Source organism: Salibacter halophilus (genome assembly GCF_008806325.1).
In the GTDB taxonomy this organism is placed as follows: domain Bacteria; phylum Bacteroidota; class Bacteroidia; order Flavobacteriales_G; family Salibacteraceae; genus Salibacter; species Salibacter halophilus.
Genome location: NZ_WACR01000001.1, coordinates 240,375 through 256,499 on the forward strand (window position 1 = coordinate 240,375; position 16,125 = coordinate 256,499).

The 16,125-nt window shown below is 39.9% G+C and carries 13 protein-coding genes; 6 read left to right on the plus strand and 7 right to left on the minus strand.

The window, feature by feature from the left end; all coding sequences use genetic code 11:
• Positions 1-33 precede the first annotated feature (33 nt).
• Entirely contained in the window at positions 34-1,926 is a 1,893-nt protein-coding gene (gene htpG, locus F3059_RS01150; protein ID WP_151166094.1) for a molecular chaperone HtpG, read from the plus strand.
• Positions 1,927-1,951: 25 nt separating this feature from the next.
• Entirely contained in the window at positions 1,952-2,530 is a 579-nt protein-coding gene (locus F3059_RS01155) for a LemA family protein (RefSeq protein ID WP_151166095.1), read from the plus strand.
• A gap of 358 nt (positions 2,531-2,888) precedes the next feature.
• Here the strand turns inward: F3059_RS01155 and F3059_RS01160 are convergent, their stop codons facing one another.
• The 4 genes from F3059_RS01160 to F3059_RS01175 form a co-directional block, all read right to left on the minus strand.
• Positions 2,889-3,089, minus strand: coding sequence for a helix-turn-helix transcriptional regulator (locus tag F3059_RS01160; protein ID WP_151166096.1), 201 nt, complete (start codon positions 3,087-3,089; stop codon positions 2,889-2,891).
• Positions 3,079-3,570 carry a hypothetical protein gene (locus F3059_RS01165; protein ID WP_151166097.1) on the minus strand — a complete coding sequence of 164 codons (492 nt, stop codon included), beginning with the start codon at positions 3,568-3,570 and terminating at the stop codon, positions 3,079-3,081. The genes F3059_RS01160 and F3059_RS01165 overlap by 11 nt, the downstream gene beginning before the upstream one ends.
• Before the next feature lie 97 nt (positions 3,571-3,667).
• Complete coding sequence (locus tag F3059_RS01170; protein ID WP_151166098.1) at positions 3,668-5,326, minus strand: hypothetical protein; 1,659 nt, start codon at positions 5,324-5,326, stop codon at positions 3,668-3,670.
• A gap of 139 nt (positions 5,327-5,465) precedes the next feature.
• Positions 5,466-8,903, minus strand: a complete 3,438-nt coding sequence (locus F3059_RS01175) for a methylmalonyl-CoA mutase family protein (protein WP_151166099.1) — start codon at positions 8,901-8,903, stop codon at positions 5,466-5,468.
• Between the two features lie 109 nt (positions 8,904-9,012).
• Here F3059_RS01175 and F3059_RS01180 point away from each other — a divergent pair, with 109 nt between their 5' ends.
• Together F3059_RS01180 and F3059_RS01185 are read left to right on the plus strand one after the other, a co-directional pair.
• Complete coding sequence (locus F3059_RS01180; RefSeq protein ID WP_151166100.1) at positions 9,013-9,906, plus strand: hypothetical protein; 894 nt, start codon at positions 9,013-9,015, stop codon at positions 9,904-9,906.
• A gap of 124 nt (positions 9,907-10,030) precedes the next feature.
• Positions 10,031-11,227, plus strand: a complete 1,197-nt coding sequence (locus F3059_RS01185; RefSeq protein ID WP_151166101.1) for a pyridoxal phosphate-dependent aminotransferase — start codon at positions 10,031-10,033, stop codon at positions 11,225-11,227.
• Between the two features lie 140 nt (positions 11,228-11,367).
• Here the strand turns inward: F3059_RS01185 and F3059_RS01190 are convergent, their stop codons facing one another.
• Entirely contained in the window at positions 11,368-14,142 is a 2,775-nt protein-coding gene (locus tag F3059_RS01190) for a PD-(D/E)XK nuclease family protein (protein WP_151166102.1), read from the minus strand.
• Between the two features lie 71 nt (positions 14,143-14,213).
• The gene (locus F3059_RS01195) at positions 14,214-14,819 is read right to left on the minus strand and encodes a tetratricopeptide repeat protein (RefSeq protein ID WP_151166103.1); all 606 of its coding nucleotides are present in this window, start codon (positions 14,817-14,819) and stop codon (positions 14,214-14,216) included.
• 16 nt (positions 14,820-14,835) lie between these two features.
• Between F3059_RS01195 and F3059_RS01200 the strand changes: the two genes are divergently transcribed.
• The gene (locus F3059_RS01200) at positions 14,836-15,084 is read left to right on the plus strand and encodes a hypothetical protein (RefSeq protein ID WP_151166104.1); all 249 of its coding nucleotides are present in this window, start codon (positions 14,836-14,838) and stop codon (positions 15,082-15,084) included.
• Here the strand turns inward: F3059_RS01200 and F3059_RS01205 are convergent.
• Positions 15,076-15,534 (minus strand): GNAT family N-acetyltransferase, encoded by a 459-nt coding sequence (locus F3059_RS01205; protein WP_151166105.1) that lies wholly within the window; start codon positions 15,532-15,534, stop codon positions 15,076-15,078. The two genes, F3059_RS01200 and F3059_RS01205, sit on opposite strands and share 9 nt — an antisense overlap.
• A gap of 57 nt (positions 15,535-15,591) precedes the next feature.
• On the opposite strand from F3059_RS01205, the gene F3059_RS01210 reads away from it, so the two are divergent.
• Complete coding sequence (locus F3059_RS01210) at positions 15,592-16,065, plus strand: SRPBCC family protein (protein WP_151166106.1); 474 nt, start codon at positions 15,592-15,594, stop codon at positions 16,063-16,065.
• Positions 16,066-16,125 lie beyond the last annotated feature (60 nt).

A 16,125-nucleotide genomic window follows, 5' to 3' on the forward strand; every position in this document is an offset into this window, starting at 1 on the left:
TTTCAATCAGACTAAAATTAAAATTGAATAAAAATGAGTACTGGAAAAATTAATGTACAAACGGAGAACATATTTCCGATTATTAAGAAGTTCCTCTATTCTGATCACGAGATTTTCTTGCGTGAACTTGTATCCAATGCAGTAGACGCAACATCAAAACTTAAAACACTTCATAAATTAGGAGAATACAAAGAAGATCCGGGAAACTTAAGGGTCAACGTATCTATCGATAAAGACAAAGGGACTCTCACTATTAGTGATAATGGTGTAGGAATGACTGAAGATGAAGTGCAACGTTACCTCAACGATATCGCATTTTCAGGCGCTGAAGAATTCCTCAAAAAATACGATGATAAAGCTAAAGACTCTGGTATTATTGGTCACTTTGGACTCGGATTCTACTCAGCTTTCATGGTTGCCAAAGAAGTTGATGTGATCACGAAGTCATACACTGGCGGAGATGCTGTAAAGTGGAGCTGTAAAGGTGATCCTGAATATACACTTGAAAAAGCTGATCGGTCAGAACGCGGTACTGACGTAGTGCTGCACCTCGATGATGAGTCGCAGGAATTTCTCGAAGATAACCGCATCTCCGGGATTTTGGAGAAATACTGCAAATTCTTACCGGTAGAAATCAAGTTTGGAACAAAGACAATCAAGGTTGACGATCCTGACGGGAAAAAAGATGATGATGGGAATATCAAAAAAGTTGATAAAGAAGTCGAAAACATCATCAATAACCCCACTCCGGCCTGGACGAAGCAACCTGCGGATCTGACCGATGAAGATTACCATAATTTTTATCGCGAACTCTACCCGATGAGTTTCGAAGAACCGCTTTTCCACATTCACCTAAATGTAGATTACCCATTCAATTTGACCGGAATTCTCTACTTCCCAAAATTGAAGAATAACATTCAGATCCAGCGCAACAAGATTCAACTCTACTCCAACCAGGTGTTCATCACTGATTCGGTGGAGAATATTGTTCCTGAATTTTTAACCCTGCTACACGGTGTTATCGATTCACCTGATATTCCGTTAAACGTTTCGCGTTCTTATCTTCAGGAAGATGGAAACGTGAAAAAGATCTCTAACCACATCACGAAAAAAGTTGCTGATAAACTCTCTTCAATGTTTAAGAGAGATCGCGATGATTACCAGTCGAAATGGGATGATATTAAAGTATTCATCGAATACGGAATGCTCACTGACGACAAGTTTTTCGACAAAATGCAAAAAGCGTTATTGCTGAAAAACACTGAAGGTGAATTTTTCACGATTGATGAGTACCGCGAAAAAATTGAGGAAAAACAAAAAGACAAAAACGATGCTATCGTTCACCTCTACGCAACAGATGCTGATGAACAGGATGCATTTATTGAATCGGCTAAAAACCGCGGGTACGATGTACTTGTAATGGATTCTCCATTGACGAGTCACTTTGTTCAACAATTAGAATCAAAACTCGACAATGTAAAATTCGTTCGTGTTGATGCTGATGCGATCGACAAACTGATCGAAAAAGAAGAACAGCAAGAAGCAAACCTCACTGATGATCAAAAGAAAACGCTCCAGGAGGTTTACGAAGGTGTTGTTGAGAAAGACAAGTTCACCGTTCAGTTCGAAAACATGAATGAAAAGGATAATCCTGTAGTGATTACGCAACCCGAGTTCATGAGAAGAATGAAGGAACAGCAGCAAGTTGGTGGCGGAATGATGGGCATGAGTAATATGCCAGATATGTTTAACCTCATGATCAACGCCAATCATCCGCTTGTGAGTAAAATTCTTACTGAACAAGATCAGGACAAGCAAAAAAGCCTTGCTAAGCAATCAGTTGATTTGGCAATGTTGTCGCAAAATATGCTTAAAGGTAAGGATCTGACCGCGTTTATTAAGCGCAGTGTCAATATGATTGACTAAATTTCCAATTGAAAAATAATATAACATGAAAAGAATACTCCACATAGCGTTAATGATGACAGTTGTAATGAGCATGAGCTCATGCGGCTACAACTCCATGGTAAAAATGCGCGAGGAGGTTGACGAAAAATGGTCTCAGGTTGAAACGCAATACCAGCGTAGAGCTGACCTGGTCCCAAATCTTGTCAACACAGTTAAAGGCGCTGCAGATTTTGAAAAAGAAACGCTTACTCAGGTTATTGAAGCACGCTCAAAAGCAACTTCTATACAAATCAATCCGGGTGAGTTGAACGAGCAAAATATGCAGGCTTTTCAAAAAGCACAGTCGCAATTATCTGGCGCTTTATCTCGCTTGATGGTTACTGTTGAGCGTTACCCAGATTTAAAAGCGAACCAAAATTTTCAAACTCTTCAGGCTCAGCTCGAAGGAACTGAAAACAGGATTGCTGTTGCGCGCAAAAAGTACAATGAAGCAGTACGTAATTATAATACGAAGACACAAACGTTTCCTGAAAACTTAACTGCTTCGATGTTTGACTTTGAAAAGAAACCGTATTACGAAGCTGATAAAGGTGCTGAAGAAGCTCCTGATGTTGAGTTTTAGGTTTTTATGTTTTTAAACAAATTGAAAAGCCACTTCTGTTGAGGAGTGGCTTTTTTTGTTTAGTAATTAGGGTTTTCACTTGTTCCTACAACATCCATTATACAACTCTACTATCTTCTACTCTATATAATATCTTTTTCTGCCTCTTCAAGTCGTATTTTAAACTCTTCTTTTGAAATTGGTTTACCATCAGGTCTATAACCTACAACATTTTGATCTAAGAGTCTTTCAATTTCGTATATAACCACTCTCCTCTTCAACCTTCATAAGCTCCAGAATCAACTTATATTTCCTTTCTTGAACACTCATTCCCTATGCATTTGTATCAAAGTTAATAAAAATCACTCTCAAAAAATCTTTAATCCTTAATTTCAAGTGTAAACAACTCCTCGACTTTAACTTTTAGTTCTCTGCTAAGCTTTAAAGCAAGGACAGTGGACGGAACATATTTCTCCTTTTCAATCGCGTGAATTGTTTGCCTGCTGACTCCAATTAAATCTGCCAGTTGAGATTGCGTCATCTCAGAAAACTGCCTGTATCGTTTTACTTTATTCTTCATCAACCAGTTTCTTTTGACGCATTAGTACGAAGTTGAATCTCAGTATAAACAAGAGATAAAAGAAAAATAGCTCAGTGATCATGACAAAATAAAAGTCCAAATCGTAAATCAGCCAAACTGTTATAAAAATCAGGATTCCATTAACGATTGCAGACCACAATAGTGACTCCAATCTCAACTTCATAATCATTTCATCTTCATTCTTCTCTTTGGCTAAAATTGAGAGTAATCCACCAATTAATAATAATGACAAAGCAATTTCATCGAATAAGTTGTTCTTTCTCATTTGAGGCCAACCTGTCTCAGAGCTACTTCCATTATTTAAAAACGAGGAGTTCCCGAAAAAATCCGGAACTCTCACATCTAAAAAGACCGGTTCATAACTACTCAAGACCCCTATAGTTCCTAAAGTCAACCCTATTATAAACAAGGTTAGTCCTATTGGCTTCCATTTATGTGAAAATAAGTATTTAGCTTTCATATTGTAAAGTTTATTTTACCAAATGTAAAATAAACTTTACTCTGAATCAAATAAAAAAACCCTTCAATATTTATTAAAGGGTTTTCGTTACTATAATTTACAATGATATATAGATTGACTTACTAATCTTAGTTCGTTTAAACATATCTGAAATTGTAACAGGCATTCCTGAGAGCTCAATCATCAATAAATCATTTTCTAAAGCATGAACTTTACTTAAAGTTGGAACATAATTAAATCCAAGTTCATGTTTCAATCCCATTGAATTTGGAGGTACCATAGATAACTCTTCAAACTCACCATCAAAAACTGTCCCAACTTTAAACTCATGATCAGCGTTGTAAAAACCTAAAATTGGTCTATTTTTATTTCTAGAATATGATATTACAGATCTAACAGAGCCTCCACTTGCTCTATATTCTTTTTGATTTATCGTTTTTTCAAATTCAAGATTTCCATTTTCAATATTAACTCCAACAAAAGCGACTTCATACTCAATATTGTAAACTGTTGTACTTGAAGTGCTCCCAAAACCAACACCCATTGTAGCTCCTCCGGTTGATGTTCCACCTATAGCAGCACCACCTGCGCCTGCTCCTGCCATACCTGAATTATGATGATGGGTTTGCACGTACCTTTCATAAAATTCGAATGACATGTAAGCCACATCATCACAAATAACTATTTTAGATAGGTCTTTTAAATCCATTTCAAATTTACCATTCATAGATTTAACAAGCTTAAAGTCAATCAAATCAAAGCTGTTTTTCTTGAAGTATTGCTCACCTGATTTATCATACCGGGCAGCGAAAAAACCCTGCTCTTTCCTGAATTTCTTCAGGGACTTGAATAATCCAGTACGCCTTTCCCTATAAAAACCCGAAACAAAAAAGCCTTCATCAACTTTTTCAATTTGATAACCAGTATATGATGTCTTTTCTTGATTAGGTAAAATATATTGATTGATAAATTTTCCATCGTAGTCATACATTAGGAAATTAGTCCTCTCTTTATGACCATCACCAGACTTCATCAAAACACCAACAACATTACTTTCAGGATTTAAAGATACGTAAAAGTCAGGTACAACATGCTCTACCTCATATTTATGATATACTGGAATAGTTGATAGTTTTACATTTTTCGTTTTTAAATCAACAATCATCAATTCATTGTTGACCTTCTTTTTTAAAAGTCCTTTCTTCATATTAACGCTCAAAAACAACTTATCATCATCTTTTTTGACATCATTAATATCAAATTCAAAACCTACTGGGATCGTTGTATTATCAAATGTTTTTGATTCAATATCATAGGAGCTCAAATACATTTCTTCATCAGCTCTTGTAATTAGATGCATTTTTCCATTCTCGTACAAAAAATGTAATGGTTTGAAAGTTCCAAAGTAGAACCTCGCCATTAAATCTACCAGTGATTTGCGGTCTTTCTTCGACCTAAAATTCTTTTTGTCAAGAGGGTATTCTAGTACTTCAGCAGGTTTTTTCTCTCCATTCTCATATCGATAAGCATAGAGATAGTAATTTCCATTTTTATCAGAAAAAGGTCCTTCATTTTGGATAAAGTCCCCTTCTTCTTCTCCAGGCGTCAAATACAATTGAAACATACCATACTCTTCACAGTTCAAGGTATAGCTTTTTCTTACTTTAATATCAGGCGAATCAATTTTGTAATAGTTCTGAGCAAGGCTAACTCCGAAAACAAATAGTGAAACGAATAAAAATCCTAATTTCTTCATAGTGCAGTTTTAGATTTTAATAATTCTTACCGTGCCAAAATATAACTTTTTAAGCGCCATTGAAAATTTGGCCTAAAACAAAAAGTCCTTCCCGGGATATCGAGAAGGACTTTCATTCACTAAATATTTTGAAAAAAGTTTACATATTTCTGCGGTATTGACCTCCCACTTCAAATAGTGCTTCTGTGATTTCACCCAATGAGCAATACTTGCATGCTTCCACCAATTCTGCAAAGATGTTCTGGTTCTGAATAGCAGATTCCTGAACACGCTTGATCATTTCCTCAGATTTCGCTTTTTGGCGGTCTTTCAATGAATTTACTGTGTCGATTTGTGCCTCTTTTTCATCTTTGGTCGCACGAATGATCTCTCCGGGAGTTACTGTTGGTGAACCTTCAGAACTCAAAAATGTATTCACACCAATGATCGGGTAGTCGCCATTGTGCTTGAGTGTTTCGTAATAGAGCGACTCTTCCTGGATCTTACTGCGTTGGTACATCGTTTCCATCGCTCCCAGTACACCACCGCGTTCAGTGATTCTGTCAAACTCTGTTAATACGGCTTCCTCAACTAAATCTGTCAGTTCTTCAATGATAAATGATCCCTGAATTGGGTTTTCATTTTTGGTCAGACCCAACTCCTTGTTGATGATCAACTGAATAGCCATTGCCCTACGAACCGATGCTTCTGTTGGCGTTGTAATAGCCTCATCATAAGCATTGGTGTGAAGCGAGTTACAGTTATCGTAAATCGCGTAAAGCGCCTGTAGAGTTGTGCGAATATCGTTGAAATCAATTTCCTGAGCGTGGAGTGAACGACCACTTGTTTGAATGTGGTATTTCAACATCTGCGCCCTGGGATTTGCCCCGTATTTCTCTTTCAGAGCCTTCGACCAAATTCTGCGAGCAACACGGCCAATAACCGCGTACTCAGGATCTACACCATTCGAGAAGAAGAATGAGAGGTTCGGACCAAATTTATTGATATCCATTCCGCGGCTCAAGTAGTATTCCACGTACGTGAAACCATTAGCCAGTGTGAAAGCCAACTGAGTAATCGGGTTGGCACCGGCCTCAGCAATATGGTAACCGCTGATTGAAACGGAATAGAAATTTCGAACTTTTTGATCGATGAAGTATTCCTGAACATCTCCCATCAACCTCAATGCAAACTCAGTACTGAAGATGCAGGTGTTCTGAGCCTGATCTTCTTTCAAAATATCGGCCTGAACAGTTCCGCGAACTGTGGCGAGTGTCTCCGCTTTGATCTTTTCGTAAACATCTTGCGGTAGTACTTGATCACCGGTTACACCGAGCAACATCAATCCGAGACCATCATTACCTTCAGGCAAATCACCTTTGTATGTAGGACGTTCCTGATTGTTCTCTTTGTAGATGGCGTCAATCTTCTTATTGACCTCATCTTCCAATCCGTTTTCTTTGATGTATTTCTCACACTGCTGATCGATAGCTGCGTTCATAAAAAAGCCGAGCAACATTGGAGCCGGACCGTTAATTGTCATCGAAACCGATGTTGTTGGAGCTGCCAAATCAAAACCTGAATAGAGTTTTTTGGCATCGTCCAAACAGCAAATCGAAACACCTGAATTCCCAATTTTACCGTAAATATCTGGTCTGTGTTCAGGATCATTTCCGTAAAGTGTAACCGAGTCAAAAGCTGTTGAAAGTCTTGCAGCCGGCATATCTTTACTCACGTAGTGGAAACGCTTATTCGTGCGTTCCGGTCCGCCTTCTCCGGCAAACATCCTTGTAGGATCTTCACCTTTTCGCTTAAATGGATAAATTCCGGCCGTGTATGGAAATTCGCCAGGTACATTTTCCTGCTTGCTCCACTTCAATACATCACCCCAACCATTGTATTTTGGTAATGCAACTTTAGGAATTTTCGTGTGTGACAAACTCTCAACATGAGTATCCATGCGGATTTCCTTGTCACGAACTTTAAATACGTACTCTTCAGCTTTGTAACGAGCGCGCTTATCTTCCCAGTTTTTGATGATTTCCCAGTTGTGGGGATTGAGATCGAGTCTCATCGCATCAAAACGAGATTTTAGCATTTTAGCCGTAGTCAGTTGATCTTCAGCTAAACCTGCACTTTCAATTTCTTCATCCCAGTCAGATCCGTCATTCGCAATATCGAGCGTTGTTTCCGTAATCGTTTCCAAAGCGCTGTGCAAGCCAAAAAGCTTGTCCGCAACTTTTCGTTGCTTTTCAACTTCTTCATCGTAGCTTCTATTATTTTCAGAGATCTCACTAAGGTAACGCGTCCTTTTGGGCGGAATGATGAAAATCTTTTCACTCATTTCCTTTGTGATCATGAAATCTGACTTGAGGTCAACACCTTCTTTTTCGCTCATCAGATCCATAATCTTGCGGTAGAGCTGATTCATTCCCGGATCATTGAACTGTGAAGCGATTGTACCGATCACAGGCAAATCATCATCTTTAGCATCCCAAAGCTGGTGATTGCGTTTGTATTGTTTGCGAACATCGCGAATTGCATCGAGCGCACCGCGTTTATCGAATTTGTTGATTGCCACAACATCGGCAAAGTCGAGCATGTCAATTTTCTCGAGCTGAGTAGCAGCACCAAACTCCGGTGTCATCACGTAAAGCGATGAGTCGCTGTAATCCATGATCTCAGTATCGCTCTGTCCAATACCTGAAGTTTCGAGAATAATCATATCGAATCCGGCAACTTTCATCACATTGATCGCTTCCTCAACATATTTTGAAAGTGCCAGGTTACTCTGACGAGTAGCGAGCGAACGCATGTAAACACGCTTATTGTTGATCGCGTTCATCCTGATACGATCTCCAAGAAGTGCTCCTCCTGTTTTTCTCTTAGATGGATCAACCGATACAACGCCTATCGTTTTATCTTTTTGATCGATCAAAAACCTGCGGATCAATTCATCTACCAGTGATGATTTTCCGGCTCCACCGGTACCGGTAATCCCGAGAACCGGAACCTGGCTCTGACCAGCGAGTTTATCGATCTCATCAAAAACAGCTTTGTGTTCTTCAGGGAAATTTTCTGCAGCAGAAATCATGCGCGAAATCGCATTGACATCACGCTTTTTCACAGCTTTTATATCGCCTTCTAATTCTTTTCCAATCGGGTAGTCAGATTGCTTAACGAGATCATTGATCATACCCTGCAAGCCCATTTCACGGCCATCATCAGGATGGTAAATCCTGGTAATCCCGTATTTGTGGAGTTCTTCGATTTCATCAGGCAGGATAGTTCCGCCACCACCACCAAAAATCTTGATGTGACTGGCTCCTTTTTCCTGAAGAAGATCGTACATGTATTTGAAATACTCGGTGTGTCCACCCTGGTAAGATGTCATGGCAATGGCCTGTGCATCTTCCTGAATTGCGCAATTTACAACCTCGTCAACACTGCGGTCATGACCGAGGTGAATCACCTCACAACCTGTGCTTTGGATGATTCTGCGCATGATATTGATTGCCGCATCATGGCCGTCAAAAAGTGAGGCTGCTGTAACGATGCGAACGTTATTTTTTGGTTTATAGATCTCGTTGTTCTTCATAGATCGACTGACTTTTCTGGACTGCGAAATTAACGTTTTTGAACTTGTTACACGAATAACCAACGACAAGCTTAGTGTGTTCGCCTAAATGTTGTATTACATTTGCCGTATGGTGAAAAAACTTATCATCATTTATGTGATTCTATGTCCGCTGATCTCGCTATGTCAGGAACACATCGACTTGTTTTCTACGCACTACAAACTGGTTCCGACCGCAAACAGTGCAAACACTAAAAATCTCACTGAACGCTCTTTTACTATAAATGCGTTGCTTCCCATTCAACGCGAAAACGGAGATGCTTTCATTACAGGGTTTTCGCTGGAGCAGGCTACTATTTCATTTGATAATGACTCAACTAACTTTGAAGAGAGCTATCTTCCCACCCGACTTCAACTGGGGTATCAATTCAGTTTGCCAAATAATTCATCTCTGATGGTAATGGCGCTGCCCAAAATCAGTTCAAACTGGAAAAGCCTCAATGAAAAACATTTTCAGTTTGGAGTTTACGCGCTTTACTCTTTCAAACCCAATCCTGATTGGAAAGTTAAGCTGGGTGGTTATTACAACAGCGAGTTGTTTGGACCCTTTTTTGTCCCGCTCATCAGTGCCGAATATTACGGTTTTGAAAACTGGCTCTTCTACGGAACTATACCGGTCAATTACAACATCATGTATATAGCCGGTGAAAAATGGCGGTTTGGCTTTCGTTATCAGGGACTCGTGAACACTATTTACAACCAAACGCAATTTCAGAACACGTATTGGGAACGCAAGCCTCAGGAGGCACTTGGCGTAATTGAATACTATTTGCAACCAAATATGGTACTCCGCGGAATGGCTGGTCACACAGTGCTGAGAAGTATTGATCTCTACGGTCAGAACCAGGGTGTAGATGCCCGCGTATCAGCCGTTGGAATTGGCGACAACAGAGAAAGTCTGCTCACAGCCAAAGACGCCCCCGTTTTTCAACTGAGTTTTATTTACCGTTACAACCTGAAATAAAGCTGGCTCAAAGCAACTTCTTTAGAGCTATATCCCAACACTTTATATTAATTTGGTTTCGAATTATTTAAAAAAGATTTTTAATCAGGAATACCGTTATATATTCGCGTCAAATTTTTGAGCTATGCCAGGTATATCAACAAAAGGGCACCAAATGCCCGAGTCTCCAATAAGAAAGCTGGTTCCATTTGCTGAAAAAGCAAAAAAAGCCGGCAAAAAAGTACTTCACCTCAACATCGGGCAACCTGATATCGAGTCGCCAAAAGAGGCGATTGATGCGGTGAAAAACATGGATCTGAATGTGATTGAATATTCGCATTCTGCCGGTTTTGAAAGCTACCGTAAAGGATTGGCAGAGTATTACCGCGGTGTCAACATTGACGTCAACTTTGAACAGATCATGGTGACTACAGGTGGTTCTGAAGCGCTCCTTTTTGCGTTCATGAGCTGTTTTAATCCGGGTGATGAACTCATCGTTCCTGAACCGTTTTACGCCAACTACAACGGATTTGCTGTTAGTGCTGGTATTAATGTTGTTCCGGTTCCTGCTACAATCGATCGCGGTTTTGCGCTTCCTCCGGTAAGTGAATTCGAAGATAAAATCACTGAAAAAACAAAAGGAATTCTGATTTGTAACCCTGGAAATCCAACCGGTTACCTCTACTCTCGCGATGAGCTTGAAACGCTTCGCGATATCGTGAAAAAACACGATCTATTCCTCTTTGCTGATGAAGTGTATCGCGAATTTGTGTACGATGGCGAATACCATACTTCTATTATGGAACTGGAAGGAATAGAAGAAAATGCGGTTCTCGTTGATTCTGTTAGTAAACGTTACTCGATGTGCGGAGCTCGCATAGGAGCAGTTGTTTCGCGCAATCAAGAACTTATGTCAACGATGCTCAAATTCGGACAGGCACGTTTGAGTCCGCCAACACTTGCTCAAATAGCAGCTGAAGGAGCACTCAAAACACCTAAAAGTTATTTTGAAAAAGTAAGCAGGGAATACAATGACCGCAGAAACCTCATGGTTGACGGACTCAATGAAATTGAAGGAGTTCGTTGTCCTAAACCATCGGGATCTTTTTACTGTGTGGCTGAGCTACCGGTTGACAATACCGAGCGCTTTTGCCAGTGGATGCTCGAGTCATTTGAGTACGAAAACGAAACTGTTATGATGGCACCATGTGCCGGCTTCTACTCTACTCCCGGAATGGGCGAAAAAGAAGTGCGCATAGCGTATGTTTTGGAAAAAGAAAGTCTCAAGCGAGCATTAAAGTGTCTTGAAGAGGGAATCAAAGCATATCCTGGAAAAGACTAAACAATTTAGTAAATAAGTGGTTTAGTAAAATAAATAAGGTTGCCTGCCAACCTTTTACGATTAATATCGTCTTAGTAGAAAGCTGTTGGGACACACGTTATTTCCTTGCTCAAAAAATATTCGTGTCTCAGCGGCTTTTTTTATTCGTATAAAGTCCAGCTACTCGTCTCGGGCTGAGAAAGTTCAACATCAGGGTTCAACATTACTTTAATCGTATTTTGAAGCAACTCTTCAAAGCGTTCAAAGTGTTCTTTTTGCAGAATACTTTCATTGCCGACTTTGAGTTTTAAAAATCCGCCCGATATCTTTTTCAGCGAATAAATACCGCTCTCAATTTGCTCGTAACCCTTCGTTTTGTGCACGAGCCAGGCGTAAAACATCACCTGCCGGGCCTTGTCTTTTCCCTGTTTTTCAAAGTTGAACAAATCATCAATCGAAGATATTCTCAAATCCTTTTGCTCAACAGAGCCTGTTTTGTAATCAACAATTCGGTGATGCGTATCAAAAGAATCAATGCGGTCTGGAAAACCCTTTATTTTTATTTTCTCGCCATCAACTTCTAAAAACACATCTTCAGGTGATTCCTGATGAGCTACAGCAAAAGATTTTCCATTCTCGATCTCATCAGCCTGTAACGACAAAAACTGATCAATCATTTTTTGAGCTGCGTGAAACGTGAGGTAATTACTGCCGATGCTCAAATCTCCTTTAAATCTCTTTTTCATCTTTTCGGTCAGAGCCGAACGAACCTTCGGTTTCAAAGCCAACACATCGTCTTTTTTCAAAAGCTGTTTGGAATTCACAAAACGTTTGAATAATTCTTCGAGAGTTTCGTGGACGGCCGTACCAAACGTGCTGACTTCAATATCTTTCTCCAACTCCGCTTTCTCTTTAATTCCGAGGGGATGACGGAAGTAAAAATCAGCAGGTGAGTTGAAGTATTTGTTGAGTGCTGATGGAGACAAGCCTCTGTCTTTTGAGGTGAGGTAATGCCGGATCTGACCGAGAACATTCTCTGTTTTTTGAATGGAATTCACCTGAAATTCGAGCGGTTCACGATCAAATGATATATTTTCTCTCTTCCATTTTCGATCTCCCGAAAGCCCCCACTCCACTTCTAACTGCCTGATAAACCGGCTTTCCTCATTCATTCCCAAGTCACTCACAGAGGTGTCGTAAAGGAGCGTCACTTTTTTTGCACGCTGCAAAACACGGTAAAAGTGATAGGCGAAAATGGCATCTTTTTGAATGTGAGTTGGTAAATGGAATTTGCGTTTTACTTCAAACGGGATAAACGAATTGCCCTGTTTGCCCGCAGGCAAAGTTCCTTCATTCACCGATGTCATGATTAGGTGATCAAAATCGAGGCACCGCGTTTCCAGCATTCCCATAAGTTGAAGAAAATCGCTCTTTTCTCCTTCGATAGGAATTGTTTCGCCCTGTGCGCTCAAAATCACAAATCGCCACAGCTCCTCAAAAGATATTTTAACGGTCAGATCCTCAAGGTAGTCTGCGGTTCTGATCAATACCTCTACCAATCGTTCAAGATGAAACTGCTCCAGCTTGTCATTGATTTTATTCTCGTCATTAGCTGTTTTAGCGAGTAAATCTATAGCAAAACTCAACCAACTACCGGGCGACTGATTGGGATTGAGAATATTTTTGGTGAATGGTTCATCAAACAGTCCATTATCAAACTGTAGTAACTCGGTGTGGGTAAAAGCCATTTTTTGCGATTCGCGCAGTTTTCCCAGTTTTTCAGAAACTGTGTTATGATCTCCAAAATAGTGAAATGCAGGATGTGCGTAAACCGATAAAAGATCTTCAGTAAACAAAGTATTGTTTGATGCCCGTTTCGCGTTGACAAGTGCATTGAGTACACTCTCTGTAAAGCTGTAAGTAAGGCTCGTTTGTAATGAATACCCGAGTGTAATGTTAATGTTATCAACTGATTGAGGCAAGCTACTCAAAACCGGATTGAGCAGATTTTCATCAGCCAGTACAAGGGCAGTATTTTTGCGTTTCCCTTCTTTTTCCAAAAGGGCTCCTGCTACTTTTGACATTCCTACTTTTCCCGAAACCCCAAATGTTTCGATCTCTTTTTGCGGATTGCTAAATCCGTTTGATGAGTAGGGCTCTGACTGTTGTGGCCAACGTTTTAAATACTGTCTGATGAATCTCCCGGCTTCGTGTTTTGTATTGTCGAGATAGTAGGGATCAACATCAAAATGAAGTTGACAATTCAACTTTTCAATAAAATAATCGACCAGCTCCTCCTCGCAGGTGTTGAGAGCATTAAAGCCAAGCCAGTGAATGTTTTGAATGAGCGGAAAACGATCGCTCATCATGGAAGAAACATTCTCGGCCGCCTGGCGGTAAATGAATCCCTGATAGCCCATTTTGTGTTCCTCAAAATGATTGGTTAGTTTTTTGTAAAGTGGTTCAAGGTGCTCCCAAAAATCGAGGTAGCGCTTTTGAAAATCGGTCATTTCGCTACCGTCAATATTCCAGGATTTGAGAGCTCTTTCATCACGTAAGTATTCAAAGAGCTTTTTGATCTCAATTTTGTAGGCGTCCACTTCGTTGAAATCGGCCAGTAGGATGGTGATCCAGTTCAGGTAATCCCGAAATGTTTCAGATTCACTACCAAAAACTTCCCGGTAAAACGGATAAGTTTCAAGGATGAGCTCAGGTGTGGGTAAATTGCGAAAATTGGTGAGTCGCTCAACGAAATCCTCCACCGATATTATTTGGGGTAACCAGGATATTTCCGTTAGTTGATCTTTGATCGCTTCTTCAAAAAAGAAACATGCTCGCCTTGATGGTAAAAGCACAAGTGTGTTTTCCATCTTTTGGTTTTGACGCAAAATATTTTGAGCTACTTCATCGAGGAAAGTACGCGGTTTATTTCTCATTCCTGCTGTAATTGGAACGGGCTAAGGTAAAGAAATTTGAATTTGAATCGCAGTTTATGAAAGTAATCAAATCAAACCTTAAACCCATTCTTCACAAACTTCCAAAACTCTTTACGACCCTTCTCTGTAGCAACAGCTTTCCACATTTCATTAAAGAGTGAACTCTCTGGGTTTTTCGATTGCGTTTCTTGCTCCTCGCCTTCCAGTTCTCCCATTTTCACGAACTTATCAGTAAAGTTATCGTGCTGCTTTTGACCGGGAAAATAGTCGAATTTTTCTGCTAACTTGTCTGCTTTTGTGTAGCGTTTCTTCGCATCTGCCTGATACCCTAGCTTCTCCTCTATCAAACCAAGGTTGTTGTGAGCGATAGCATCATCCGGATCTAACTTAATAGCTACCTGATAATCTTTGTAAGCTCCCTCAGTATCACCACAGGCATCGCGGATATATGCCCTACTCGAATAGCGATAAGGGTTTTCGGGTTCCAGTTCTGCCGCTTTATCAAAATCGACCAAAGCCAGACTCAATTTATTGAGATGAAAATATGATATACCGCGCTGATAGTGTATTTCAGCATCATTTGGTGATACCTCAATCGCATTGGAAAAATGCTCTACAGCTTTTTCAAAATCCTTTTCTTTGTAAGCCTTTACTGCTTTTTCAAAATGTTGGTTCATATACTACTAAACAAAAATGAGTGACGTAAAGTTTCCCGTATTCCGTAAGTATTCTAACGAGAGGTCATTTTTTAAAATTGAATCTGACCGCAAATTTACTGAACGTCAATTGATTGGTGACAAATATACCGAGTTTAAAATCGAAGCTACTCAATATCCTGAAATGTTGATGATTATGGAATTGATCAGTCTCGGTCAGAGCCACATTCTAGCCAGCTCAGCGATAGAATTCGAATCGATTGCCAACTCGCGAAAATCAATTTGACCGCCTCAGCATCTCGATGTGCGGAATATCATCTTCTAAATACATCTCACTCACTTGCTCGAACCCGAGATCAGAATAAAATTGTTTCAGGTATTGTTGCGCTGATATTCTGATTGCTTCTTCATTGTATTGCTCTTCAATGAAATCGATGGTTTTGCGCATTACTTCGTTCCCAATTCCGCTCATGCGGTAATCAGCATGGACGGCAACTCTCCCTACTGACGGCTCTGAATAGGAAACACCGGGAGGCAGAATTCGGGCACAGGCCACGATTTCTCCATTTTGGATCTGACCAAAAAGATGGACCGCCTCTAAATCTTTATCATCACATTCCTGATACGGGCAATTCTGTTCCACAACAAAAACGGAGATCCTGAATTGCAAGATTTTGTGGAACTCGCGGGCAGATAACTCATCTAACTTCTTGTAAAACCAATTAATTTTTGACATTCTTTACAACCAAATTGAATAAGCGCTGTTACAATTGAAACAAAGGACTTAGACAGCATGCGAATATACACTTTGAAGCGCGAACAGGTTTTACCGATATCACTGGAAAACGCCTGGGAATTTTTTAGCACACCGCTCAACCTCAACGAGATAACACCTGATGATCTCAAGTTTGACATTTTGACCAAAGGACTTGAGGGAGAAAAAATGTATCCGGGCATGATCATCAATTATAAAGTTAGCCCTTTTGCCGGTATCAAATTCAGATGGACAACTGAAATTTCTCATGTTAAAACTCAGGAGTACTTTGTAGATGAACAGCGTTTTGGTCCTTACGCTTTTTGGCATCACAAACACTTTTTTGAAGAAGTTGAAGACGGAGTGAAAATAATTGACATTGTGGATTATGGATTGCCTTTTGGCTTTTTGGGAAAAATCGCACACGCATTGATCGTGAAGAGTAAACTCAAACACATTTTTGATTTTAGGCACGAGATACTGGCAAAGGAGTTTGGGATTGACAAAAAATAAAAAAGCTGCCAACAAAATGCTGACAGCCCTTAAAATCAACCACTATGAAACCTAACCCTA

What these genes read in the sequence shown, in the direction of transcription:
- htpG (WP_151166094.1), top strand. Translation starts at nt 34, where the DNA reads ATGAGTACTGGAAAAATTAATGTACAAACGGAGAACATATTTCCGATT.
- F3059_RS01155 (WP_151166095.1), top strand. Translation starts at nt 1,952, where the DNA reads ATGAAAAGAATACTCCACATAGCGTTAATGATGACAGTTGTAATGAGC.
- F3059_RS01160 (WP_151166096.1), bottom strand. Translation starts at nt 3,089, where the DNA reads ATGAAGAATAAAGTAAAACGATACAGGCAGTTTTCTGAGATGACGCAA.
- F3059_RS01165 (WP_151166097.1), bottom strand. Translation starts at nt 3,570, where the DNA reads ATGAAAGCTAAATACTTATTTTCACATAAATGGAAGCCAATAGGACTA.
- F3059_RS01170 (WP_151166098.1), bottom strand. Translation starts at nt 5,326, where the DNA reads ATGAAGAAATTAGGATTTTTATTCGTTTCACTATTTGTTTTCGGAGTT.
- F3059_RS01175 (WP_151166099.1), bottom strand. Translation starts at nt 8,903, where the DNA reads ATGAAGAACAACGAGATCTATAAACCAAAAAATAACGTTCGCATCGTT.
- F3059_RS01180 (WP_151166100.1), top strand. Translation starts at nt 9,013, where the DNA reads ATGGTGAAAAAACTTATCATCATTTATGTGATTCTATGTCCGCTGATC.
- F3059_RS01185 (WP_151166101.1), top strand. Translation starts at nt 10,031, where the DNA reads ATGCCAGGTATATCAACAAAAGGGCACCAAATGCCCGAGTCTCCAATA.
- F3059_RS01190 (WP_151166102.1), bottom strand. Translation starts at nt 14,142, where the DNA reads ATGAGAAATAAACCGCGTACTTTCCTCGATGAAGTAGCTCAAAATATT.
- F3059_RS01195 (WP_151166103.1), bottom strand. Translation starts at nt 14,819, where the DNA reads ATGAACCAACATTTTGAAAAAGCAGTAAAGGCTTACAAAGAAAAGGAT.
- F3059_RS01200 (WP_151166104.1), top strand. Translation starts at nt 14,836, where the DNA reads ATGAGTGACGTAAAGTTTCCCGTATTCCGTAAGTATTCTAACGAGAGG.
- F3059_RS01205 (WP_151166105.1), bottom strand. Translation starts at nt 15,534, where the DNA reads ATGTCAAAAATTAATTGGTTTTACAAGAAGTTAGATGAGTTATCTGCC.
- F3059_RS01210 (WP_151166106.1), top strand. Translation starts at nt 15,592, where the DNA reads ATGCGAATATACACTTTGAAGCGCGAACAGGTTTTACCGATATCACTG.